The organism is Nitrospira sp., assembly GCA_016715825.1.
Taxonomy (GTDB): Bacteria; Nitrospirota; Nitrospiria; order Nitrospirales; family Nitrospiraceae; genus Nitrospira_D.
The window spans coordinates 1053144-1078875 of sequence record JADJXO010000001.1; the positions used below are offsets into that span (position 1 = coordinate 1053144).

Genomic DNA, 25732 nt, shown 5'->3' on the forward strand with positions numbered 1-25732 from the left:
ATTCCTCCGACTACGATCATGAGCGTGATGTAGGAGTGCGATGGCGATTGCGCCGATGATCCTGGGACCCAACGGCCTGCCGATACAGAAGCCACGCGACCAGCATCATCACGACCAAACCTGGCCAACCACCCAGTGGAGGTGCTGCAAACACTATAACGGGATCAGAAGCAAGATCGGGCCAAAGCCCTGAGAGTGCAATCGGCATGGCCAGCATGATGCCCATCAAGGCTTCACCGGTAATGAGTCCGGCGGAAAAGAGCAACCCTCGTTGTGACGGCTCACGCGTACCACCCAGTTCCTTCCTGCTCGCCAAGGCCGCCAGTACCCCGCCAAGAAAAATTGCTACAGAGAGCTTCAGCGGCAAATAGATCCCGAGTGCGACAGCCAGGACCGGAAACCGAAACGCGCTGCCACGACGTTCTTGCCGACGATCTCCCATAATCACCAGCGCACCGATCGCCATCCCCAGCCCCACAAGCGACCATGGCAGACCACCGCCGAACACCCCTCGCGTGAGATTAGCCATGAGTGTCGCCTGTGGGGCAGCGAGCGGATAGGGGTGCTCACTCGTGGGTGGACCGATCCCATATTGGGCCTGGAGTAGAGAGAGAACCGGCACGATCACCAGCGCTCCGGTCATGACACCGACCACTTGCATAACCTGTTGCTTCCAGGGTGTCGCTCCGACCAGATGCCCCGTCTTAAGATCCTGCAGGTTGTCTCCTCCCATAGCGGCAGCGCAACAGACGACCGCGCCGATCACCAACGTTGCAGCCGGTCCAGCGGGATGTCCAGGACCCAGAAAAACGAGCAGCAAGAGCGAGGCCATCATGATCGTGGCAATCGTCACACCAGACACAGGATTGCTGGAACTTCCCACCAGTCCGGCCATGTAGGCCGCGACCGACGAAAAGAGAAACGCGGCGATTCCCATCACAAGCGTCATGATCAACCCAACCGACCAACTCTCCACAACACGCGAATAGATCCACGCCATGGGAATCAATGAAAGCCCAAGTGGCACGACAATCCACATGATCGAGGCGTCCTGCTCCGTGCGTACAAGTTCCCGGTTCGCATCTATTGATCCGACCGCACGGTAGCTCGCTCGCAGGGTTTGAAGACTATTCCAGACCGGCTCACGCAGTTTCGTCAAGGTCCACAATCCACCAGTCAACATCGCCCCGATACCGACATACCGGATGTGCTCGCTCCATATCGTCATGGCTGCCGCCACTCCTGTTCGATCGGATGGCAGTCCATGGATAAGTCCATACGCCGGCACCAAGAAGATCCATCCAATGACCCCACCAAGAACCACGACCAACGCGGTTCTCACTCCCAAGATAAATCCGACCGCCAGCAACGCGGGCGATAAGTTCAGACCGCCATACAATACGGTCCTCCCAACCTGTGCGGCAGCTTCCAGCGAGTCCGCCCACAGGCGCAGGCCGCTCTCCCCGAATTTCACCAGTGCCCCCAGCAGGGCCGACACGAATAGGGAACGAGACGCCGTGATCGAATTTCGATGGCCGGATCTATGTTGATCTGACCCGGCCACTTTCAAGACTTCCGCTGTCGCCACCCCTTCCGGAAAACGTAAGCGTGCCGTGATGATTAGTGCGCGCCGCAGTGGAATAGTACACAGCACCCCAAGGATCCCGCCGACTGTGGCGATGAGCACCGTTTCCCAGTAATCGAAGTCGGACCAATACCCAACGAGGAGAAGCGCCGGAATCGTAAAAATGACACCAGCGGCCAGAGCTTCACCGGAGGACGCAGCGGTTTGCACGATGTTATTTTCGAGGATGTTGGACTGGCGAAACAGGCGCAAAATTGCCATGGATGCGACGGCTGCCGGGATAGAAGCCGACACCGTCATCCCTGCAAACAATCCCAGATAGGCATTGGCCGCAGCCAGAAGCGCAGCAAGAACAACCGACAGCACGACCGCTTTGACCGTAATCTCTGGGAGCCTGGCTGAGGCTGGGACGACAGGCTGGTCGTCCTTCATAAGGAAGATCGAACAGACATGTCTGAGCGGACACGTATCACGATAGACCCGTACTGTCTGGCTCGCAAATCACCGCAACCTGGACTCAACGCACGTCACCATACAAGCGAGGGAACAATCTGACCATGCCCCATGACAGGCCTAATCTCGGAACAGGCGGACCGGAACCTTTCGTCCCTTGATCCAAGCGCGTCCCAGAACATCAATGATAATGTGAGCCATAGATTCCGGGACATCCACAATGGAGAACCTCTCTTCGATTTCGATGGCGCCGATGACGCTGGACCGGACTTTCGCTTCATTAGCGATCGCACCCACTAAATCACTCGGCCGGATGCCGGCCTCTCGTCCCGCCCCAATATAGACACGTGCCATGCCGGCCTCTCGCCCACCCCGCCGCATCCGCCCAGCCGGATGGCTCCTCGCTGCGGTAACACCCCCCTGAGGCCGACCTCCGGATCGGCCGGTATCTCGAATCGGCCGTCCGACATCAGGCGGCCGGCTCGGAGCCGCAGGAATCTCCTTCTCTGAGCGCTCGCCGCCCTGGGCACGAACCAGGAGTTTGATTGCAGCCGCCGCCACATCGGTTGCCGGAGATTTGATAGCCACCCGTTCGACGAGCGTCCGAAAGACGTCCAATTCGTCTTCTTTCAGCACGTCTTCTATCGCAGCTTGCACACGCTCGATCTGTTTAAGCCGGAGCTCTTTCACGGTGGGAATCGGCAGGACGACAACGCGGGCCTTTGTGTGCTGCTCAATGCTCCGCAGCAGACGTTGTTCACGAGGGTCAAGGATCGTGATCGCGTCACCTTCCCGACCTGCTCGGCCGGTCCGACCAATCCGATGAACATAGACCTCGGCGGAAGACGGTAAATCATAGTTGATCACGTGGGACACGTGAGGAATATCCAACCCGCGGGCGGCCACGTCGGTCGCGATCAATAAATCCGTTTGCCCGGTCTTGAACGACTGCATCACCCGATCACGCTGTCCTTGACTCATACCGCCGTGGATCGCTTCGGCCTTATGCCCACGGGCCACCAGCATGGCGGTCACCTCATCGACCTCCAACCTGGTCCGACAGAACACGAGCGCCGACTTCGCACCAGCCACATCGATGACGCGAGCCAGCGTAGCCGCGCGGTGGGGCCTGACGACGACGTAGGCCGTCTGCTTGACACGAGGAGCCGTGCCGGCCTTGACCGGTTCCTTGGCGATCGTAATCTCGACGGGATTGCGGAGATGCCGGTGAGCGATCGAACGAATTCTCTGCGGCATCGTCGCGGAGAAGAGGGCGGTCTGTTTTGTGTCCGGCGTTTGTTGCAAAATAGCATCCAGATCGTCGGCAAATCCCATATCGAGCATTTCGTCCGCTTCGTCAAGCACGACGATCTGGATGTGCTGAAGTTTCAATGTCCCTCGACGAATGTGATCAAGTGCCCGGCCAGGAGTGGCCACGACAATATCGACACCGCGTTTGAGCGCCGAGAGCTGAGGACCGATGGCCTGTCCTCCATAGACAGACAGCGCACTCACCCGCAACTCTTTGCCATACCGTTGTACGGCTTCACCGACTTGGATCGCCAATTCTCGCGTGGGCACCAATACGAGTGCCGATGGGCGCATCCTCGGTCCGTGCCCGATCCGTTGGAGCATCGGCAGGGCGAACGCTGCTGTTTTCCCCGTTCCGGTGGCGGCCTGCCCAAGGAGATCCCGCCCTGCTAAGAGCGGCGGAACCGCCTCGCGCTGGATCGGGGTCGGTTCCTCGTAGCCGAGGGCCTCCAACGTCGTGAGCAGTGACGCCTCCAGACCTAATGATGCGAACCCAGGCGAAAAGCCTGTCGCAGTCGGTGTCGTGGAATCAGAAGATTGACCATGCTTCATGAGTAATATCACAACCTTTCCGCCGTAGATGGGCATACAGAAATCACGCAGGCAACGCGACCGCCTTGCGGGCGGCTGATGTTACGTTGAATGAGGTGAGAGCGCAAGAGAGTACCGACACTCATCCTTCCCTGGAGCCGGTCGAGATATCGCGATCACCGGATAGCGACGATCGTGAGGAGGCAACAGATCGAACATCTCTGGAGATAGGAGTCGAAGCGTTGAGGAGGGATCGCTCTGGAATTACGGGCGGACAGGTGAGTCTTCACCTGACCGCCCAGAGACAATCAGAAGCCGACCCCATGAGAACATGTGCGGTCAGCGTATCAAACCATGACGCCCTACCGTCACAACCTGCGTAAAGCCGGCGCCCGAACCGATACCAACTGGTCCTGCGCCGGGAGCAGAAACATTATGTGTGCAAGCGCACGATAGGCTACCTCCAGCTCATGACACCGATCCACGAATCGACTGGTCGACAGTCGAGGAAAGTAGTCCCGATGCTGCTCATAGAATAGTGCGCGTCGTTTCCATCGCTCGGCTTTAAAGATAAACAATCTAGTCGCCAACTCCAACAAATGCTTGGGGGATAACCGCTGTGCTCCCCGTCGTGAAGATGTAGGAAGAAGGGATGTGGATATGGCCAGTCCTTTGGAGACTTCTTTCATGGCGAATTCCTCCTTGTGCTATGTGCCTACCCCCTTGTCCGGAGCACCATACCCGCGGCGTCACAGGTGCCAAGGGTCAGAGCTCATCCTGATCTCACCTTATAATGCAGCAAGATGAAGGGATGATTAGGACAAGATGAAAACTTCTTCATGAAACACGCGCAAGGTTCAAACCGACGGTCTTGTACGGAATGAGGCGAATACAAAACCCTTTTGACATCCTGAGAGAGGTGTCGGGTTACACCAGCATCACGCTGGAACGCAACGATCAGAACAAGAAGAGAGCAAAAAATAACTCGTCAGGCCATCGACCGGATACCGGCCTGAATCTTGGTGGTGAGAGATCAAGCTGATTGTGCGACGTGGGGCGAGTCCAGCCCTCGCTCATGAGGCCTTGAAGGCGGTCACGGCCTCCTCTTCAGTGTTGCACAATTGAACATTTTCGCCATACACTCGGTTCAGCAGATTAAATCCGCTGGCCTCAAGGGCTTCTTTGACCATGCCCTTCGCGGCAGCGATCTTCATCTCCCCTTGCACGTTGTTGAGCTGCTTGCACGCCAGAATAAGGACTCGGATGCCGCCACTACTGATATAGTCTACATCTGCCAGATTGACGACAACCTTTCTCGCACCTGCGTCGACAAGTTTTTTCATTTCCTGGTTTCCGTGATCAGCCGTAGTGGCAGCAAGGCTGCCCTGCATCCTCACGATAGTGATCCCGTTGTTCTCCTGCGAGGTCACGGTCAATGTATGTCGAGTCCCTTGGTCCATTGCTGGTGCTCCTTTCACGTTGAAGACGGCTACGTTGAAGAATGCGACTCGGTCGGGAGGAGAGTCCATCGCCACATAGGCGACCACCCCCCAGGTCTGCTCTGTGCGTCGCAACCAGAAATCCTTGTTTCTCAGGCATCGCACATGCTACTGCCCGCCGAATCATAGCAAAGACAGCCCTACGCTTTCATCCCGAGAATAGTCTAGGCATGAAGGGCTTGCCTCCTGCCGGAATCAGAGACTCCTAAACAGAGCATGAGTCACAAGACGCCTTCGTGAACTTTCGAAAAGGCTTCATCCAAGGTGGACGCGTGGAGACTCATCATCAGCGCCCCGCTCAGTTGGAGGACCGTCCGAACATGGTCGTTTCCTCCGCACAGCACCACCTTTCCACCCGTTTGCATCATCGCAACTACGGCTTTGAGAATAACCCGTAGCCCAATTGATGAAATATACGAAATCTGTGAAAGGTCGAGAATGATCTGCCGTTCGCCTCGCCCAATCTGGTCCATCAGCACCCGCTCCACCTCCGGAGCGCTGTTCGTGTCGAAGCGGTCCCGTGGAATGACGATACACACGGTCTCCCTGTGCTGTATCTCCACACCCATACTGACTCTCCGGGAATCTTCATGCGCCGCATGCGGACGTCGCTCAGCTCCAAGCGCATTGATTCCGGTCATGTTCGGACGCCCACTTGGGACAGCCTGCTCAGCCACCAGCTTTTTCTTTATGGACAGCACGTTTCGTCCGACCTTGCGATGGTACGTCACCTCGTCGAACATGGACCGGATCAGATGAATCCCAAGACCGCCGATCTCACGTTCATGTAACAACACCGACAGGTCCGGAGGAGCGACGGAGAGCGGGTTAAAGGGAATGCCGTCGTCCATGATGGTCAGCACGACACAGTCTTCACGCACTTCCCCTTCGACTTCAACCTGATGTTCCGTCGGATCATTGGGGAAGGCATACTGCACGACATTGTTCAGGAGATCATCGAGCGCCATATTCAGAGTGGGAATAAGCGGCCTGGCCGCTGCCCATTGCGAGACATACTCCTCAAACGCAGTCTGTAGGTCTGGAATCGCCATCAATTGGTTGGGCATCACTTGATGAAAGATCTTCGCCGCCACGTCGGATGGGGAGACGCCGTGATATCGAAGACCCAACATGGTGATATCGTCCGCCTGTGGAGCTTCCCCGGCAAAGCCTCTCACCGCATTCATGACCTCACTAAGGCGATCGACGACGGAGACCGCCCGGGATTCGGTAAGCACCGATTTCAGTCGGCTATTGCCGAATAGTTCACGTCGCCTGTTGTCGGCTTCGGTCACGCCATCAGTGTATAAGAACAGCTCATCGCCCGGCCCCAATCGGATCACGCTCTCCTTGAATGTGATGCCCGAGATCGGGCCGACCATCGGCCCATCTTGGGCTGTGAGCCACTCAAACTGTCCGTCACGTCGCTTCAGCAACGGAGGGTTATGTCCCGCATTCGTTGCGAGGAGCGTCCCGTCACGAAGATTCAAGATACCCAAATACAGCGTCACAAACATGCAGGAATCGTTATCCGCGCTCAAGGCATCATTTACATGAGTGACAATGCTGGCGGGCGAGGGATCTGACGCTGCCCTGGTCTTCACCATGATCTTGGTCATTGCCATAAAGAGTGCGGCAGGAACTCCGTTGCCCGCCACATCGCCGACGACAAAACAGAGCCGATGATCGTCGATCAGGAAGAAGTCATAGAGATCACCCCCGACTTCCAGTGCCGGTTCGAGCACGGCATACAGCTCCAGCTCCTTCCGATCTGGAAAGGCCGGAAACACGCGTGGGAGCATGCTCCGTTGGATATCCCGGCCGACATTCAGTTCCTCCTGCATCCGGGCTTTTGCGGCTTCTACCAGCGCTAACGAATCCGCCAAACGCGCCTTGGCATCCTCGGCAGCCTGTTCAGCATTTTTCAATGCCGTGATATCCGTGGCGATGGCGACGATGCCGCCATCGTGGGTCTTTCGTTCATGGATCTGGATCCACTCGCCGCTCGAGCGGTACTGCAAGTAGGGCCCTGCTGGGTTCCAGTGCATCTCGAGCCGCTGTTTCACCCAGGACTCGACATTGCCGATCGCCGCAGGAACATCACCACGCTCCGCAATCCGGCGGATGATCGACTCGAACGAGTCGCCTGGTTGAACGTGAGCTCCCGCTCCAGACACCACTTCACGATACTTATCATTGCAAATCACCAGACGGTCGTTCGCATCAAACAGCGCAAACCATTGGGGGACGCTTTCGATCGCTTCGAGCAACCGCGCATGGCTGCGGCGAGCCATACTGGACGCCCTGGTCACCTGCCGATCAATGATGGCCAGAAGGGTCGAAAGGGACACGGCAACAACCGCGAGCAGTTGCACTTCGATTCCCGATGGTGCAACAGCCGTCGGGATCCCAGAAAAGCTATACGAAGGAATCATCCCTGCCAGATGGGAAGCGGACAGAGCAACACCCATGGCACTGGCCTTCTCCGTCACCCGCCAATCCCCGTATTGAATGTTCCATCCACCGACCAAGAGAACGAAGATACCCAAACCGACCATCACCGTGACGGAGAAGACGAACAGGGGTAAGTCGTGCTGCACATCCGCCACCTGGTGGATCGCCATCAGGCTCGTGAAGTGTGTGACCATGAGGCAGGCCCCCATGATCAAACCACCGGACATGAGCGTGAGGCGATTCCCGTCATGCGTGCTGATCAGATACACCGCCAGCGCCCCTGCCACCATGGCGGAGAGGATGGACATGATAGCAAGGCCAACGTCCTGGGCGGCAGGAATGGGCGGGCAAAAGGCAAGGTTACCGGTAAAGTGGATCGCCCAGATCTCGAGCCCACCGGCGACGGCGCCAACCGAAAGCCATCGCATCCTGAAGAGTCCTTGTTCGGTGGCCCGCATCCGTTCAGCAATGCTGAGGATCACGTAGGCCGCCGCGCCACCAAGCAACATCGAACAGACCGCCAGCACTGGATCGCATATCCCTAGCACGAAAGATCACCTCATCTGAGCGATCAGACCATCACGTTCTTCAACCTTTTGAAACGTACATCAGGCCCTTGCCAAATATCAGGAAAGTAGCGTTGGAAATGACGGACCAAGAATGGCGTATCACCTACCATGTTAGACCTCACCTCGCAAGCTGCAAGCAGCTGAAGAGTTGTTCCAATCCGACATGTGGAAGCCTCGCGTTACTGCACCGGCTGATTCAACCGTTCCCAACGAGGTGACCGGGTGTTTGGGTCAACCGACCAGTAGAGAAATACGATCTGCCCTAGAATGGAGGCCGTGCTAATGGTTCCGAGGAAGCGGCTATCCACGCTTTCCTCTCGATTGTCCCCTAACAGGAAGTAGGCATCCGGAGGAACGACCATTGGACCGAGATGGTCCCGAACATTCCCTCTTTCCATCGGCGGGTCACTGTGCTGCACATACGGTTCCGATGCGAGGTTACCGTTCACCAACAGCTGCTGCCGACGAATCTCAATCTGATCACCTGGCAGACCGACGACTCGATGGACAAAGAGCTTCCCCTCCTCGTCCGGATAGCGATACAGAATGACGTCTCCCCGCTGAGGAGTGACCGCCTGATAGGCAGACCGATTGAGAATGACCTGATCACCAGGCAAAAGTGTCGGAACCATCGTCACATTGGAGATTTCAAACGACTGCGATCGTGCACGTACTGCCGGCAAGAGATTGGGGAGGCGATCGGTCACAAAACTCTGTCGGAGACCTTGCACGCGTGACGAGGAGTTCAGCACCTGATGTTCATAGTCATCGACAAGCGCTTGCGCCTCATCGAGAGAGAGGGTTCCGGTATAGTGTTCGGCGAGATGCTGTTCCCAAAAGTTGGCGGGAGCCAGATCGAACAGCATGACTTTAAGTGATCCCTCAAAGGACTGTTTGATGCGTGTGAAGTCATCCGGCTGAAGCGGACTGGCAAGATCGGACTGCATCTCAAGTTGAGAGCTATATCCCACTACATCAGCCTGCTCCACAACCGCCTGAAAGAGTCGGTTGGAAGATACCTCTAAGTCTGCCAGTTGTTGGAAAACGCTCCTCGGTTCTTGGTCACGGTCGGGAATCGTCACCGGGGCACTGCGACAGCCACCCCACAGCCCAACACTAGCAACCACGAGGCACATCGCTGCACCATGTACCAATCGACTGAGAAGGCGTGATTCAGATGGGAGCATGTTGCCGTTCAATCAAGACCCTCCGTTCTTAGGTCTGCCTAGGATATCGTACCCGGCCTGGATGGGAAAGACCTCGAGGTTTCGACCGATCGCACAGATCCGACCTCGGAACAGTTCGCAGAAATGGCATGGCCCCCTGTATACTAAGAGAACCAGGGAATACCATGCGTCTTGTCCTACTATTACTCATGATCGGCCTCGTCATTTTTGGACCGCAACTCTGGACACGGCGGGTCTTTGCTAAATATAGTGCGCCCCGTCCTGACTATCCGGGCACCGGAGGAGAACTGGCGCGACACCTGCTCAATCGATTCGACATGGAGCATGTGAAGGTCGAACCCACCGAGACCGGCGACCATTACGATCCGGTCATCAAAGCGGTCCGCCTGACGCCGGCCATCTTCGACGGGAAATCACTCACGGCCATTACGGTTGCCGCCCACGAGGTCGGACATGCTATTCAAGACCACCTGGGGTACCAACCGCTTGCCGAGCGCACAAAGCTGGTGCGGGTCGCCCAGGGCGCGGAGAAGATTGGTGTGTATTTGATGATGGGAGTTCCGATCGCGGTAGGCTTAGCCAAGACTCCCGCGGCGGGCGTTCTGGTTATGGTCGCCGGGTTAGCGACGATGGGGATTTCCACGCTCGTCCACTTCATCACGCTTCCGGTCGAGTGGGATGCCAGCTTCAGACGCGCACTTCCCGTCCTCCGACAAGGGCAGTACCTATCGCCCGAAGATGAGCAAGGGGCTCGCAGTATCCTCACCGCTGCCGCCTTGACTTATGTCGCAGCCTCTCTCGCCAGCCTACTGAACCTCTGGCGCTGGATCGCCTTCCTCCGGAGATAATCGCGAGATCCTCTCCGGATGCCGTCTTCGATCCTGCCTAGGCATCTCCGTCACGTGCGGGCTCGTATGCCGAGCGCTTCCACGTTCGAGGCATCAGAAGGCGGAGCACGGTTCGAGGCGTGCACGTGAGCTCTTGATACTGTCGTGTTCCGGCCATCACGTCCGTCACCGCTTCACAGAGCCGCTGCCCCTGCCATGAGAAGGCCCACGATCTGAGGCGAGGAAAGTCATAGAGAAGCTTAGCCAGCTGCCTGCCCTTTTGCAGCTCGGGAAGGATCGTCTCAGTTAACGACTGTGTATACGTATATCGTACGTCCTCTTCTTCAAAACGTCCGTCGATCAAGGAATGCGCCGCCATCAGACCGCTGCGAACGGCAAACGAAATACCTTCCCCGGTCACGGGATCGGCAAATCCCGCAGCATCGCCGACCAAGAGCACTCGCTTCTCAACAAAAGGTCCCGTTCGCGGTCGGACCGGAATGACAAACCCGTGTCGTTGGACCTGAGTCGCCGAACTACAACCAAGTCGCTCAAGGTACCGTCCCATTGTGTGTTTCAGGTCACGTCCCCGTTGCACCGTCGACAGCACGCCAACCGACAGCTGCTTGTTCTTGGGAAATGCCCAGGCATACCCATGGGGAAGCACACCGAAATCAAATCGCGCCACACCATGAAACTTGTCCAACTGGTCCGGTGGGAGTAGTACCTCATACTCAAGCGCCGGAATCAGGACCCGCCCGTCGACCATCCCCATTTTACGAGCCACCGTGCTGAGTGCCCCATCAGCCGCGATGACAAACTTGGCCTTCATCGTGCCAACATTGGTAGTAACCGTAACCTCGTCGCCGCGGTGCGAGATGTCTGCGACAGCACAGCGCTGATGCACAGTAGCTCCGGCCGTTTGTGCAGCTGAGAGCAGGGCAAAATCAAACTGATCGCGCATCGTCATAGAGACGATGGGCGTTGATCGATGAGTTGTGAAGGATAATCCTTCGGGGAGAACGTTGAGCTGCGCAGTATGACAGGCTTGTGCCACGACATGACGCACATCCAGCGGCAAGGCATGTACGGCACGCCCAATGATTCCACCGCCACAGGTCTTGTACCGCGGCAGCGCAGCCTTCTCGAGCACGGCGACCGCCACCCCTGCTCTCGCCAGTTGCCACGCAGCGGTCGATCCCGCCGGCCCACTGCCGACCACAATGACGTCATAGGAGGAGGACATGGCCCACATGATGGAGAAGTCGAAACGCAGAACGACACCGGCAGCGACGCCTTCCCTCCATTTCGGAAGCCCGGCGAGTCACTCGGATCGTGACAGCCCACTCGTCTCCTGCAATTCTCCCACAGTCCCTAGCTACATCGCCGAGAGGTGCGTGACCGCGAGTTCGGCATGTTTCGTCGCCACGTCGGCATGACCCGCTTTCCCATGCTCAATGGCCTGGTTCAGCTCTGCAATCCCCTCGTCCACATGCGACGTCTTGCCCGCCTTCATGGCGTACTCCAGCGCAGCTTCCGCACTGGTCAGAAGCGCGCCGGCATGCCCCTGTTTGCCATGGCCTACCGCTTCCTTGGCCAGCTTGAGCGCATCCTGCCGGTGCTGCTGCTCCAAGCGCACCACATCCCGCCGTGCTCCGCCTTCGCCGAATACTGGTTGCAACGGCAACACGGTCGCCGTGATGAGGATAAACAGTGCGCTGAGTGTGGCAACTCGTGGCATCGTATATCGCATCATAGATAGGCTCCTTTCTCAAAAGGAATTGCTTCCACCCTCAGAGAACCTCTCCTTCAACGAGAGGCCGCCGGATAGCATTTACTCTCTTTCGTTTGACTCATTGTACCATGCTGACCCGCAGCACGCCCCCTTGTCTCTCCCACAGAACGACGGCAGAGGCGACGGCTCAGTCTTTTAACGAGAACGGCGTGAAGTCCGTGTGCCTGTCGTACCAGTCCTCGTGCTCCTGGCGCTTCAACCACCCGACGATCGCGTAGGTCACCGGCGTGAAGAGGATCTCGATGAAGACCTTGAACGCCCAGTTGAAGGCGATGACCTTCAGCATGGTTCCGGGCTGCCAGGTCCCGATGAAGGCAATCGGATAGAACAGAGCACTGTCGACGAGCTGGCCGACCGCCGTCGAACCGATCGTACGGGTCCAGAGATGACGCCCCTCGGTCCAGACCTTCATCTTCGCCATGACGTAGCTATTCACGAAGTCGCCGCACCAGTAGGCGACGATCGACGCGGCGACGATCCGCCCCGTGCTTCCGAAGACAAGTTCCAAAGCAGGTTGGAGCTCGGCATTGAAGGGCTCGTCCGGATCCCCCGGCATGTGGATGACGACGAGTCCCATGATCGTCGCAAAGATCATCGCGCTGAAACCCGCCCAGATGACTTTACGCGTGCGCGCGTAGCCATAGACCTCGGTCAGCACGTCACCAAAGATGTAGGAAATCGGGAAGAAGAGATTCCCGGCGCCGAAGGTCAGCCCGAAGAGGATACAGGTCTTGCCCGGCCCGATCAGGTTCGAGCAGAGCAGCACCGTCACGAAGCCCGCCATGACGAGGTCGTAGTAGCGATAGTGACGGGGATTCGAGACGAGTTCAGGCTCGCGCGATTCGGCGGGGACGGTCATCTGTGGACCAGGTTCCTCTCAGTCTTCGATGCATTTGCTCTAAAGTAGTGTGAAGTCGACATGGTTTTACAGCAACTAGCCATCTACGTCAGACCAACACTAGCAAGGCATGGACGCACGCGCAGCACACAGCCGGCAAGTTCACCAGCCGTCTTAGCCCTTGCGACAAGCTCATAGAGGTCATAGACCCGCGGCAGGGATGACGGAGTGGACGTGTTTCACGAGCCGGACGAATCAATCCTGCCCTAAAACGACAGACAACCCCTTTGCTTCTTCAGGATGTCCAATCATTCGAGGATTGTTCACAGGCCGCTTTGTATGTGCGGTTGATACAAATACTTCTGAAACCCAACGAAGACCGTGCTGATTTCCTCCGGCTCACCAAGGTCGGCCACGGCATCGGCAATGGCATTGTGATATCTGAGCTTCAGTAACGGTGACAGCTTGTCTTGCGCCAATTCCTCCACGCCGACTTTCACATATTGGGCAAGGACGAAATCCAAAAAGGCCTGCTGCTTGCCGTTAAAGTGAGCGCTGATCTCCACCCTGGCTCTAGCAGCCCGCTCTTCTCGTGTGAGCGGGACCATCGCATAGGCCACATGCGCCAGCACATCGAACAGGTCGCTGTTTTCCGCATCGATGATGCGTTGCATCTCTGCCATCTGCTCGGCACCGAATCCCTTCTCGGCCAGCCCTTGTAACAGCCGGGCCCTGGTCTCCGGCACACTCCAGATGGCGCGAAGTTCCGCCTCATCGTGGAAAAACTCCGGCAGCTTGCCGAAGAGCAGTTCAAGGAATTGCTGTGCCGACATCGGTGTACCATCGGGATGCCAGAAGGTCGTCACCATCATGTGTTGGATAGTGCGGGCTTTCCCGTCTGCCAGCTTCACCTTGATGCGCTTTCTCTTCACATATTCGACAGGCTCTTCACGCACTCTATCGGCCACTGGAGGTACTGGAGGAATCGTCTTACCTTCCCGCCTTGGTTCCGGCTCGATCGGTTCCCCATCCCACTCAGGATCACTGAAGTGATGATGCACCTTCACGAAATCGTAGATCGTGAAATAATCCTTCCCGTCGTAGAGCCGCGTCCCTCGCCCGATGATCTGCTTGAACTCGATCATGGAGTTAATCGGCCGCATCAGCACGATGTTCCGAATGTTGCGAGCATCGACCCCGGTCGAGAGCTTTTGAGAGGTGGTCAGGATCGTCGGGATGGTCTTTTCGTTGTCCTGAAAGTCGCGGAGATGCTGTTCGCCGAGTTCGCCATCGTTCGCCGTCACCCGCTGGCAGTAGTTGGGATCCGTGCTCGTCTTCATCTGATTGATGAGGTCGCGCACGGCCAGGGCGTGATCCTGCGTGGCGCAAAAGACCAGCGTCTTCTCCTGTTGGTTGATCTGCCCCATGAAGATCTCAACACGCTTCTTCTCGCGCTCCTTGATCTCGATAATCTTGTTGAAGTCGCTCTCCTGGTAGCGCTTCTTCGCCTCGATCTCCCCTTCCACGAGCGTATCGTCCGGCGTGTAGACGTACTCATCAAGCGTTGTGGAGATCTGCTTCACCTTGAAGGGCGTCAAGAAGCCGTCGTTGATGCCGTCCTTGAGGGAGTAAACATAAACCGGCTCGCCGAAATAGGCATAGGTATCCACGTTGTCTTTGCGTTTGGGCGTGGCGGTCAGGCCGAGCTGCACGGCGGGCGCGAAGTATTCCAGGATGCCGCGCCAGTTGCTCTCGTCGTTGGCCCCGCCGCGATGGCATTCGTCGATGACGATGAAATCAAAGAAGTTCGGCGGATAGTCGCCGAAATAGGGTGTCTCGCCTGGACCGCTCATGAAAGTCTGGAAGATAGTGAAGAACAGACTGCCGTTCTTCGGGACTTTCCCCTTCTTCCGGATATCCTCCGGCTCAATCCGCACCAGCGCGTCCTCCGGAAAAGCAGAGAAAGCGTTGTAGGCCTGATTCGCCAGAATATTCCGGTCGGCCAGGAACAGAATGCGCGGACGCCGTGTGGGCTCCCGACTCAAGTTCCAGCGGCTGTGAAAGAGCTTCCAAGCGATTTGAAAGGCGATGAAGGTCTTGCCGGTGCCGGTGGCCAGTGTGAGTAAAATGCGCGGCTTGCCATCAGCCATGGCCTGCATCACGCGCTCAACCGCAATGTCCTGATAGTAGCGGCTGGGATGCGACCCGCCTTTATCCTCGAACGGAACCGCAGAGAATCGATCCCGCCAGGCGTCCTGTTTGGCGAAGGTCAGGCTCCAGAGTTCTTCCGGACCGGGATAGTGCGGCACCTCACCCTCCGTGCCGGTCTCCATATCGATGGCGTAGATGCCCTGACCGTTGGTCGAGTAGGTAAAGCGGACGGCCAGCTTCCCCGCATAGTCCTTGGCCTGCCCAACCCCTTCGGTGAGTTCTTCATCCCAGGCCTTGGCTTCAATGACCGCCAGCTTGTGGTTGCGATAGACAAGTACATAATCGGCGATGAGCGGCTTCGCGCGCCGTCCCAAGCCCTCTATGCGACCGAGTGTGATGGGATATTCACGGAGAATGCGGCTGCCCTCGACGACACCCCAACCAGCCGCCTTGAGAGCGGGATCGATGTGCTCGGCTCTGGTTTCGGCTTCGTTCATAGCGTGTCGTTCCCACCACTGATGGCGTGGAAAATTTTCAACTTCAACGCTTCACTGTCTTCAGTGCCGCTGAGCACAGCATCCATCCATTCTCCAAGCAATTCCTTGGAGATATTGCCGGCAGCTACATGGTAGCTGATATTTTCTGACTCCCGAATGAAGGCATTGATACTGCGCAGATACCCGTTCAAGAGGAGCATCTGGGCGCAAAGGGTAATGGCGATGCGTTTGTTGCCATCCTCAAAACAATGAAACTTGCAGGCACAGAAAAATAAATGCGTGAGCTTGGCATCGAACGTCGGATAGTAGTCATCATTCTGGATGTGCTGTAGCACAGCATCCAACTTGCCGATATCCAGTTGACCTAACGATCCGCCGCCGCTGACTTCCACGGTTTTTCCGTGAATCTCAATCGCTTGCTCGACAGTTACATACACCCAGGCCATTATTCTCGTTCTTTAAGACGCTTCATCACGTCCTTCGCCTCTTCCAGACGCTCGGCCAATTCCTTGCTCTTCTCACCAAGAAACCGCTCAAACTCATCACGCTGGAGCGGAGTGACATACTCCTGAAGCTGAAGGTGCAGGGCGTCGCGGAACGCCAGATCGCGGCTGGCCATTTTGTTGCGCGCCTTCTCAACCAACGGTTTCCAATGCGCTTGTTTTTCAAATGCCAGAAATAAGGCATCCACTTCCCAGGAAGTGAGCTTGCGCCCCTTGGCTGTAAAATCTTGTACCAACACATCTGCGAAGCCAGCTTCGTACGATGCGATGACATCCAGCACCTCCGAATAAAAGGTGTCACGGACATTGGCGCGTTTGTCCAGACGCAGCACCCGGCGATAGACCTGCGCCTTCTCACGGAAGATGCTCACGTAAATCTTGTCCGTGTAGAGCGCATACTTGAAATTCCCCATGTCTACGCAATCCTTCAGCGCGTCCGTGAATTGTTTGCGATAGTTCTCCTCAATAAACGCAGATTGGATGAAATCTTCGTCTCGCTGATTGATGTACTTTGTCCCGCCGCCGGTACGCCGGTTGATCGTGTCGATGACGATGTCCAGAATGGCCTTGCGCAACAGTCCTGCCCGTTCGGACTCTGTCATGAGCATGGCGAGATTCAGAAAAGCTCGAAAATCAAGCACTCCAAGCCGGACCGTCTTTGTGGTGATCCCGAAATGTGTTTCGGGATCACCCATCTCCTGAATAGATATTTTCAATGATTTCAGTCGGTTGCCCGTCACCACCTCATACCCGTTTCGGGCCAGTTCTTCGGCATTCTGCTCCAAGTAATTTTCCACAGTGCGGAGCGTCACCTCGAAAAACGCCGCCACTTGTTCTTTGAGGACGACCGTCTTCCCCTCGAACGGGATACCACGGAGGCCCGCCGCCTTCTCAATTTCAGCGAGGGCATAGGGATTGTTCAGGATATTCTGCCGATCCACCGCCGAATTGGTGAGGTCTTTGTTCATAGGATGATTCCTACAGTTCTCCAGTGAACGCCTGATGCAGCAACGATTTCTTCAACTCGTCCAGCGCGGCGAGCTTTTGCTGGTAGATGGATTCGAGGCGTTGGGTTTCTTCTGAAAGGGAATCGATCGTTGTCACAACTCTTTGTTGGTGACCGCGTGAAGGAACAGGGATCATCACACTCTTTAGTTCATCTGAGTCTATCTTGAGTGTTCCGTGGGCCGCACTACTCAAGACGTTGTCGCTTGAATTGATTCGGTCACGTAGTGCGAAAAGGAGATACCGAGGGATCAGGTCTGACTCAGGATGGATTGCTCTAATGTCTTGATTGAATGCACAGGGAACCAGTAACTCGGCAATTTGGGCGCCATGTGCCAGCCCCATACCGCGAACAAGAATTAGGAGCGTTCCTGCTGGCGCCATGCGTGTTGAGGACTCGTCAACTGCGGATCTTGAAATGTGCAACAGCGAATCGGATAGTTGGGTTGATTTCATATCACGTCCAGAAATCCAAGGTATCTTGCCACTCCAATAGCTGCGTTTGCTTTTGCACGGAGTACCGCCACTGCTAAAACTGCATACTTGGTCTAGTCGTTTCTTTCCCCACCCCTCGCCGCCCTGACTGAAGACGGATTGGAGGTGGCTTTCGAAGAGGGCGCGGGCGTTGCGGAGGTTCTGTTCAGCGTTGGCTGTGGCGCGGGCGAGGCCATCAAATGCTTCGTCGAGGATGCCGACGATGCGGTGCTGTTCGGAGAGCGGGGGAACAGGTAGTCGAAATTCGGTCAACATGCCGACTTTGATATATGGCATCGTGTTACCGAGTTTCTGCCGAAACAGTCTCCTTCAGTTTGCCTTCAAGGATGAGATACAAGAACCTTGGTAACACTTGCTTAAAGTCCGAGAGTACATAGGTGCGTTGATAGGCCTCAAACTTGCCCTTGTAGTAACTCACATTTCCCACGTCCCCGTTACCAGCGATCAACAATGCTTCGGTATCAAACGAGAAGCTATCGCTAAATGTGTGCTTGGCAGCACAGGTAAAAAACGGGAACTCACCGTCTGGATTGCCTTGATTTACATCTTTCTTGCCCGTCCGAATCCGGCACAACTCACCAAGATGTCTTGTCTGCCAATCTTGTTTCATAGAAGCGCCTTAATTTTCCTCAGCACTTCTGCGCTCTCTGCATCCAGCGAGGCAATCTCGTCCATAATCTCTTGCGGGCTACGGTGCGCCACTACCTCACCGCCGTTGGGATTCTTCACCGACAATTCGAAAGTCTCCTGGTCGACGCTCTTGGCATCCACAGTCCACGACTTGGGCGAGTCGGCAAAGGTCTTCTGCAGTTTCACGAACTCTTTCAGGTCATCATCATTGAGCGGATTGGTCTTCCCGAGGCTGCGGCCTGGATCGAGCAGGTAGTACCAAATCTTTCTGGTGGGAGCGCCTTTCTCGAAGAACAGGACGACGGTCTTCACGCCAGCCCCCTGGAACGTACCGCCGGGGCAATCCAAGACCGTGTAGAGATTACAGCTTTCCAGGAGCAGCTTGCGCAAGCTCACAGAGGCATTGTCGGTGTTGGAGAGGAACGTGTTCTTGATGACCACGCCGCCGCGACCGCCTGCCCTGAGCATCTTGATGAAATGCTGTAAGAACAGAAAGGCCGTCTCGCCGGTGCGGATGGGAAAGTTCTGCTGCACTTCCTTCCGCTCTTTGCCGCCGAAGGGCGGATTGGCCAGGACGACCTCATACCGGTCTTTCTCCTGAATGTCGGCCAGGTTTTCCGTGAGCGTGTTGGTGTGGATGATGTTCGGCGCCTCAATGCCGTGCAGGATCATGTTCATGATCGCAATCACGTAGGCGAGGGACTTCTTTTCCTTCCCGTAGAACGTCCTCTCTTGCAGCGTCTTAAGATCCTTCGTTGACAGATCGCCCTTGGCGGTCAGATAGACGAATGCTTCGCACAAGAACCCTGCCGAACCACAGGCACCGTCATAGATACGGTCGCCGATCTTGGGCTTCACCACCTGCACCATGGCGCGGATGAGCGGACGCGGCGTGTAGTACTCGCCACCGTTGCGCCCTGCGTTGCCCATATTCTTGATCTTCGCTTCGTAGAGGTGCGAGAGTTCGTGCTTCTCTTTCTGCGAGCGGAAGCGCAGTTCGTCGATGTGGTCGATGATCTCGCGCAGGTTGTAGCCGCTCTGGATCTTGTTTTTGATCTCGCCGAAGATTTCGCCGATCTTGTACTCGATGGTGTTCGGCCCGCTGGCCTTCTGCTTGAAGCCATGCAGGTAGGGAAAGAGCTTCAGGTTGACGAACTCGGTGAGGTCGGGACCTGTGTTAGCCGCGTTGTGGTCAGGCTTCCCACCCTTGCTCTTCGGCGCCGCCCAGCTCTCCCATCGGTAGGGCTTATCGAGGATGAAACTGTAGCGCTTCCCCTCCAGCCTGGCTTCGTCCGCCTTGTCCTGCTCCAGCGCGTCGAGATATTTCAGGAACAAGAGCCAAGAGGTCTGCTCGGTATAGTCCAGCTCCGTCGTACAACCGGCTTCCTTCCGGAGCACGTCGTCGATGTTTCTAAAGCTGACGTTCCATGAGTGAAGGGTGTCAGGCAGCTGTAGGAATTTAGGCCGCCGGAAGCTTACCCTTTCCTCTAAGAAATCATCTTGCCTTGGGTGAGAAATAGCAGAGTTTGAGGTCTAAGGTGACTGAATAGGTCCCGAGGCGATTCGCCTGACCTGAGGCAAGACGACATGGCGCGAGTTGAAAGAAGGACGGTGGACCGTGGGAACAAGAAGTTTGAGAGGGATTGTGAACCTGCTAGTCGGGCAATTGAGTACTAGACTTATTGCCCAACAGCAAGTTCGGCTTCCAATGGATGGTCCTTCGGGAAGCGGCTGACGCCGAGCACGCTGAAGCCGAGGACATGGCCCTGTTCATCCACACGCTCCATCACGGCATCGTGGGCAGTGGGCCGCATGAAGCCGGGCGCTTCCCGAAACTGGACTTCCAGATAATCAGCTTCCGGGTCAAACCGGATTGTTACTTTTTCGGCCATATGCGCGCTCCTGATTTCAGCTGATCTGTCAGATTAGGCCGTCACCACAAAGCCATCATCAACAACCGGCGTGGGGTGGCCCGAAGCTTACCCCTTTCCCTCTAAGAAATCACGCACCTTGGAAAGAAGTGCTGAGGACTGAGTGCTGAGGCCGAGGGGGCAAGGAAATTGTGAGTAGTAACAGTTCATGCTGCCGCTCAACTAGCTCGTGCGCTCGTGTATCTTCCTCGGAACGATTGACTTATGCATGTGCTATGCATACGATGTACGCATATCAAAGAGGGATGTGTATGCGCACCACATTAGATCTCGATGAAAAGCTCATTCGGCAGCTGATGGACGTCACCGCCGCCAAAACAAAGACTGACGCCATTCACCTGGCCGCCGAAGAATTGATTCGACGCAAAAAGTTGGATCAGCTCAAGTCGTTGAGCGGCACCATCCATCTGGATCTGGACTGGAAGCGTCTTGAAAAGGCCGAACTCAAGCACCAATCTTCGCTGAAACGCCGACGGCATGGTCATCGCTGATACATCTGTCTGGATTCCTTTTTTCAACCGCCCGGACTCCGACGAAAAGGCTGCCCTGGACCTGCTTATCGATGCCGACGAGGTGATGCTCGTCGGAGTGGTGTTGGCTGAGTTGCTCCAGGGTTGCCGGACCCCCTCGGAACGGGAGACACTTTCAGATGCCTTATCAGCCTTACCCTATCGCGAAGTGAGCACTACAACCTGGATGCGCACCGGTGATCTATCGGCATCGCTCCTTCGCAAAGGAATGACCCTCCCGCTTTCAGATCTCCTGATCGCAACATTAGCCATCGAGCATGGCTGCCGTGTGTACAGTTTGGATGCTCATTTCAAAAAGATTCCAGGCCTATCTCTTTACATTCCCTCTTCAGCCTGAGCTTTCGTCACTGTTGCCCTCTTCCCCGCGTCCAGCAGAATCGCCACGAGCATGTCGCTCATGACGTTCACGCCGGAGCGGGCGCGGGCGATGATCCAGTCCACCGTCATGATGAGAGGAATGGCGGCAAGAATCACATGCTCCGGAAGACCGGCCGCGGCCAGGACGAGCGGCAGCACGATCATTCCCGCTTCCGGAATGCCCGCCACGCCGGCGCCCGCAATGATGGATGCCACGACGATCAGGATCTGCTTCGACATCGGCAAATCGTACCCGAGGGCATGGGCGAGGAACAGCGCCGCCATTGCTTCATAGAGGGTGATGCCGTCGTTGTTGAGATTGGTCCCGACACAGGCGGCAAGGCGAGCTGACTGTGACGAGACGCGCATACGTTCGAGACAGCGGAGGGTGATCGGCACGGTCGCTAGGCTGCTATTGCACGACAACGCCGTCATGATCGCGTCGGCACCCTGCCCCATATAGACGCTCGGCGGTTTCTTTCCCACCCACCAGGCGACGAGCGGATAGTAGAGCAACGCATGCACGGCAAGGCCGAGCAGCATGGCTGCAAGGAAAATCCAGAGCACGGAGAAGACCTCGATCCCCGACCGGCCGACGACGTTCGCCACGACCCCGAACACGGCGAACGGCACGACTAGAATCACCCACCAGAGAACCGTCACGAGCCAGCCATAGAGGCGCTCAATAGTCCAAGCCACGTGATCGAGCACGCCGCCGGCTTGACCGCTCTTCTTCCTCGCCCAACGCAACGCCAGACCAAGCGCCAGCGCCACGAGAACGACACCGATGATGTTATTGTTCCCAAACGGATCGGCGATCGTTCGGGGAATATACAACAACAGATCTTTGAGCGGATGTTCGGATGCGGTCCCGACCGGTTTAAGGTTCGTTCCCGGCACGACCTGGAGCAAGTTCTCGACATGGCACTGCCATGACTTCCCCGGCTGCCAGAGATTCATGACGGTGAGGCCGATGATCATGGCCACCATGACGTTCACAAGGCAAATGGCGAGCAGCTTTGCTCCCTGACCGAGCGGGAGAGAGGTCCGGATCAACGAATCGAGGATGGCCACAAAGATCAGCGGGACGGCCAGCGTCTTGAGCACCCATACGACCCAGAGACCAAGCCGACCCAGCTGTTCGTTACGGAGGCCGCCTAGATAGGACTCTTCGCCAAACAGGACGCCGAGCGTCGCGCCGCATAACACCGCAAGGAGAACCTGCGCATACAGTGGAAATGGGCTCCGGCCTGATGAATCATGCATCGTCAGAGTGGGGGGTCGAGAGCTTACCTGGTTTCACGCCTAGACACCATGTGTTCGTCGGGCGAACGCGGGCATGATTGCGAAATAGAAAATGTGTGCAGAGTCCTGAGCGTTTAGGCGGGAATATCTCTGTTCCCGTCGTACGAGGTGCGGGATTGGAAGGAGAGTTTCAGGATGTCGCCGTCTTTGACGACCGAATCCTCTGATCCGATCTTCTTGTTGATCGTGATCAGTGCCTCTCGGCTCTTGATGTACTGAAGTAACGGCCCGAGCTGCGCCGAGTTCGCCTCGATCAGCTGCTTCACGGTCGTGTGGTCGTTGATCGGCACCTCAAACTCACTCTCTTCAACGGCCGCGCGTAACGTCTGGCCAAAAATCTGCACGGATATCATGTGAGCCTCACCCTCTCTATTCAGCCGTTCCTGTCTCGCAGGGAAACCAGTGGGGCACTATACATGAGTTGTACGGGGAACTCAGCTCTGTTCCTGTCTTGCGGCCCGGTAGGCGTCTTGGAGGAGTTGCGCAACATGCTTCACCTGGACAGAGTCCGGTAATCCGTTCTTGAGCTGAATCATGCAGGCTGGACAACTGGTGGCAACGACGTTCGCACCGGTCTGCCTGACGGCACGGGCTTTCCGATCAAAGATCTTCTGCGACGTGTCATAGTCCTTGACGACATAAGTACCTGCCCCTCCGGCGCACCGGTCGGCATCCTGCATCTCGACAAAATTCACCCCGGGTAGGGACGAGAGGACTTGTCGTGGCTCTTTCGTGACGCCTGCCGCCCTGAGATGACAGGACGAATGGTAGGTGACGCGTTTGGTCAGCCCCTGGGCCTTGGCCATCGGTGGATGCTCGGTGGCACGTGCGACAAATTCAGAAATATGCACCACCTTTTTGGCCAATGCCTCGGCCTGCTGCCGCTCTTCCCCATCTTGAAACAGTGTCGGATAATCCTTCAGCATGAGGGTACAGGAAGCACAACCGGTCACGATCGTTTCATAGGTCGCGAACGACTGCAGATTAAATCGCGCGCCTTCGCGCGCCAGATCGACATGGCCATAGGTTTGAATGGGCGTGCCCGAACAGCGCTGAGCAGGGAGATCCGGTTCCACGCCGTGTTTCTGTAACACCTCGATCACCGCATCGCCGACGCCATCATCGAAATAGTTGGCGGCACAACCGTGGAAGTAGGCCACCGTCCTCGTCGGTGCGGCATGTGCTCCGCTTGGGATTAAATGGGCATACCGTTCACGCAAATGCTGTTGAGCCAACTTGGGGAGCGCAAGATCATGTGGCAAACGGGCGGTGGGTGCCAGTGCCTTCATGAGCGGGGCCGTGATCCACTCCAGCCATTTCCTGCCAAGCGGCCGATCCCAGACCTGTTGTGTGCGTCCGAGGAAGCGTAAGAACGATTCAAACGTGGTCCCGCGAGCCTGGCTCCGAAAGATCCAACCTGCGAACCGGTTTGGATGCTCAGCCCGCTTCTGCAAAATTAGGTCGGACACATCCACACCGGCGGGGCAGATGGTGCGGCACGATTTACAGTTCAGACATGATTCCACCACCCGCTTGGAATTGAGATAGCTATAATCCTTGGCCGTGACGATCTCGAACCAGCCACGCGCACTCATGTCTTCGGATTGAAACACGTCGTACACCGGGCACACGGAGTTGCATTTCGCGCATGTGGCACAGGACTTCGAGAGGCGCGTGTAATCAATATGATCCGTGAACGGGGTCTCGCTCAACTTGATGCCGGGGTTGAGGATATGGCCTGGATCGAACGCATGCTTCACCTGCACAAAGAGGTCGTATAGTTCTTCCCCGAACATGGTCTTGACCAACTCAGCTCGCACGCGCCCATCGCCATGCTCCCCACAAATCGACCCGCCGAACCGATTCAGCACGGTTGCATGGATCTCGTGATAGGCCTGCACCATCTTCTGAAAATCACCCGAGTCGTTCACGTCCAATAGCGGCACAATGTGGGCATTCCCGTTTCCGATATGGCCGAAGATGGCCACAGGCACCTGCTGTCCCCCGAAGAACTCCTCCAGGTAGCGGATCAGCTCGCTGATGCGTTCAGCTGGTACGACCACGTCGTCCACGAAATTGATCGGTTTCTTTCTTGGATCAAATCGATACAGGGTCGGATAGAGAGCCTTTCGCGCTTTCCACAACTGTTCTCGTTGCGCCGCGTCGAAGGCAACGGTCATATCCGACGCTAGGTTATACGATCGACAGATCACCCTCATTGAGTCAGCCCTCTCACGGAGGTCGACATCGAGGGAATCAGCATCCAACTCAACCAACAAGGTGGCCGCCGCATCAGCCGGAATGCCATGGTGTCCACGCCCGATCAGGTTGAGTGTGTTGGCATCCATGACTTCCAAGGCACTTGGCTGAAGAGTCAGGAGACGAGGGACTGCTTCGCCGACCTCTTCGAGTGTTCGGAAATGAATCAACGCGGTCAGCGTGGCCGAAGGCTTCTCCATCAGCGTAAGCGTGGCTTCACTCATGATCCCCAGCGTCCCTTCACTGCCGACAAACAGCTTGGGGAGATCGAAAGAGCCTCGCGTCAGCCCATCTGCAACTCCGAAGAGATTGTACCCACAGCTGTTCTTACTGACCGTCGGTTGCTTAGCGGCAATGAGGTCGGCATGGGCCTGGGTCAATACGAGAACGTCGCGGAGAGCCGGCACGGACGTCAGTAACCGTTCAAGCGTCGGATCATTCAGCGCATACGACCGAGCTTCGATCCAGGACGAAGACGCCAGACAGAGGCGAAGCCCCTGAACATTGTCTTTCACGGAACCGTACCGCAGGGTATGTGGGCCTGAGGAATTGTTGGCGATCATGCCGCCCAACTTGCACATGTCCCCGCTGGATGGATCGGGGCCGAATAACAGCCCGCGCGAGCTGAGTTGTTTGTTCAGTTCCGCCAACACGATACCAGGCTGAACGCGAGCCCAACGCTCCTCCTGATTCACTTCGAGGATTCGATTCATCCGTGACACATCGAGAATGATGCCGGACCCGATCGCCGAACCGGTCAGATTCGTCCCGGCGGCTCGCGGCGTCAGTGAAATACCTCGTGACACGGCATAGCCGACCGTCACGGCAATATCATCCTCCGACTCGACCAATACCACGGCCTGTGGCGGAATACGGTAGATGCTGGCATCCACGGCATAGGCCGTCAGTGCAGGGACATCGTCCAAGACCTTCTCAGCTCCCAAGAGAGCCCGAAGATCTTTCGGAACGACGCGACTCTTTGTCGGTTGGATCAAGGGTGATGCAGAGGTCGCCATAGGT

Annotated in this window: 22 protein-coding genes; 3 read left to right on the forward strand and 19 right to left on the reverse strand. The window is 56.6% G+C overall.

Annotated elements, in window-relative coordinates; translation table 11 throughout:
• Positions 1–16: 16 nt before the first annotated feature.
• From IPM58_05090 to lepB, 6 genes are all read right to left on the reverse strand, one after another.
• Complete coding sequence (locus IPM58_05090; protein ID MBK9306467.1) at positions 17–2017, reverse strand: oligopeptide transporter, OPT family; 2001 nt, start codon at positions 2015–2017, stop codon at positions 17–19.
• 141 nt (positions 2018–2158) lie between these two features.
• Positions 2159–3901 (reverse strand): DEAD/DEAH box helicase, encoded by a 1743-nt coding sequence (locus IPM58_05095; GenBank protein MBK9306468.1) that lies wholly within the window; start codon positions 3899–3901, stop codon positions 2159–2161.
• Positions 3902–4248: 347 nt separating this feature from the next.
• Positions 4249–4569 carry a hypothetical protein gene (locus IPM58_05100; protein ID MBK9306469.1) on the reverse strand — a complete coding sequence of 107 codons (321 nt, stop codon included), beginning with the start codon at positions 4567–4569 and terminating at the stop codon, positions 4249–4251.
• Positions 4570–4953: 384 nt separating this feature from the next.
• Positions 4954–5454, reverse strand: a complete 501-nt coding sequence (locus IPM58_05105) for an STAS domain-containing protein (protein MBK9306470.1) — start codon at positions 5452–5454, stop codon at positions 4954–4956.
• A gap of 146 nt (positions 5455–5600) precedes the next feature.
• Complete coding sequence (locus tag IPM58_05110) at positions 5601–8381, reverse strand: anti-sigma factor antagonist (protein MBK9306471.1); 2781 nt, start codon at positions 8379–8381, stop codon at positions 5601–5603.
• 200 nt (positions 8382–8581) lie between these two features.
• Entirely contained in the window at positions 8582–9529 is a 948-nt protein-coding gene (lepB, locus tag IPM58_05115; GenBank protein ID MBK9306472.1) for a signal peptidase I, read from the reverse strand.
• A gap of 224 nt (positions 9530–9753) precedes the next feature.
• Between lepB and IPM58_05120 the strand changes: the two genes are divergently transcribed.
• Entirely contained in the window at positions 9754–10437 is a 684-nt protein-coding gene (locus IPM58_05120; GenBank protein MBK9306473.1) for a zinc metallopeptidase, read from the forward strand.
• Positions 10438–10474: 37 nt separating this feature from the next.
• On the opposite strand, the gene IPM58_05125 is transcribed toward IPM58_05120, so the two are convergent.
• The 10 genes from IPM58_05125 to IPM58_05170 form a co-directional block, all read right to left on the reverse strand.
• Positions 10475–11671, reverse strand: a complete 1197-nt coding sequence (locus tag IPM58_05125; protein MBK9306474.1) for a geranylgeranyl reductase family protein — start codon at positions 11669–11671, stop codon at positions 10475–10477.
• Between the two features lie 123 nt (positions 11672–11794).
• Positions 11795–12157, reverse strand: a complete 363-nt coding sequence (locus IPM58_05130; GenBank protein ID MBK9306475.1) for a hypothetical protein — start codon at positions 12155–12157, stop codon at positions 11795–11797.
• Between the two features lie 181 nt (positions 12158–12338).
• Positions 12339–13070 (reverse strand): queuosine precursor transporter, encoded by a 732-nt coding sequence (locus IPM58_05135; protein ID MBK9306476.1) that lies wholly within the window; start codon positions 13068–13070, stop codon positions 12339–12341.
• 302 nt (positions 13071–13372) lie between these two features.
• Positions 13373–15697 carry a DEAD/DEAH box helicase family protein gene (locus tag IPM58_05140; protein MBK9306477.1) on the reverse strand — a complete coding sequence of 775 codons (2325 nt, stop codon included), beginning with the start codon at positions 15695–15697 and terminating at the stop codon, positions 13373–13375.
• Positions 15694–16143: a Fic family protein gene (locus IPM58_05145; GenBank protein MBK9306478.1), complete on the reverse strand. Its 450-nt coding sequence runs from the start codon at positions 16141–16143 to the stop codon at positions 15694–15696. The genes IPM58_05140 and IPM58_05145 overlap by 4 nt, the downstream gene beginning before the upstream one ends.
• Positions 16143–17168 carry a DNA-binding protein gene (locus tag IPM58_05150; protein ID MBK9306479.1) on the reverse strand — a complete coding sequence of 342 codons (1026 nt, stop codon included), beginning with the start codon at positions 17166–17168 and terminating at the stop codon, positions 16143–16145. The genes IPM58_05145 and IPM58_05150 overlap by 1 nt, the downstream gene beginning before the upstream one ends.
• Positions 17169–17178: 10 nt before the next feature.
• Positions 17179–17976: a restriction endonuclease subunit S gene (locus IPM58_05155; protein ID MBK9306480.1), complete on the reverse strand. Its 798-nt coding sequence runs from the start codon at positions 17974–17976 to the stop codon at positions 17179–17181.
• A 4-nt stretch (positions 17977–17980) separates the two neighbouring features.
• Positions 17981–18310 (reverse strand): restriction endonuclease subunit S, encoded by a 330-nt coding sequence (locus IPM58_05160; protein ID MBK9306481.1) that lies wholly within the window; start codon positions 18308–18310, stop codon positions 17981–17983.
• Positions 18307–19779 (reverse strand): N-6 DNA methylase, encoded by a 1473-nt coding sequence (locus tag IPM58_05165; protein ID MBK9306482.1) that lies wholly within the window; start codon positions 19777–19779, stop codon positions 18307–18309. The genes IPM58_05160 and IPM58_05165 overlap by 4 nt, the downstream gene beginning before the upstream one ends.
• A gap of 230 nt (positions 19780–20009) precedes the next feature.
• Entirely contained in the window at positions 20010–20222 is a 213-nt protein-coding gene (locus tag IPM58_05170) for a DUF2283 domain-containing protein (protein MBK9306483.1), read from the reverse strand.
• Positions 20223–20512: 290 nt separating this feature from the next.
• Here IPM58_05170 and IPM58_05175 point away from each other — a divergent pair, with 290 nt between their 5' ends.
• Both IPM58_05175 and IPM58_05180 read left to right on the forward strand, forming a co-directional pair.
• Positions 20513–20752, forward strand: a complete 240-nt coding sequence (locus IPM58_05175) for a type II toxin-antitoxin system VapB family antitoxin (protein ID MBK9306484.1) — start codon at positions 20513–20515, stop codon at positions 20750–20752.
• Positions 20739–21128, forward strand: coding sequence for a PIN domain-containing protein (locus tag IPM58_05180; protein MBK9306485.1), 390 nt, complete (start codon positions 20739–20741; stop codon positions 21126–21128). The genes IPM58_05175 and IPM58_05180 overlap by 14 nt, the downstream gene beginning before the upstream one ends.
• On the opposite strand, the gene IPM58_05185 is transcribed toward IPM58_05180, so the two are convergent.
• The 3 genes from IPM58_05185 to IPM58_05195 form a co-directional block, all read right to left on the reverse strand.
• A complete protein-coding gene (locus IPM58_05185; protein MBK9306486.1) occupies positions 21107–22414 on the reverse strand; it encodes a dicarboxylate/amino acid:cation symporter in 1308 nt (435 codons plus the stop codon). The two genes, IPM58_05180 and IPM58_05185, sit on opposite strands and share 22 nt — an antisense overlap.
• A gap of 113 nt (positions 22415–22527) precedes the next feature.
• On the reverse strand, positions 22528–22806 hold the full coding sequence (locus tag IPM58_05190; protein MBK9306487.1) for a MoaD/ThiS family protein: 279 nt from the start codon (positions 22804–22806) through the stop codon (positions 22528–22530).
• 81 nt (positions 22807–22887) lie between these two features.
• Positions 22888–25728 carry an FAD-binding oxidoreductase gene (locus IPM58_05195; GenBank protein ID MBK9306488.1) on the reverse strand — a complete coding sequence of 947 codons (2841 nt, stop codon included), beginning with the start codon at positions 25726–25728 and terminating at the stop codon, positions 22888–22890.
• Positions 25729–25732 lie beyond the last annotated feature (4 nt).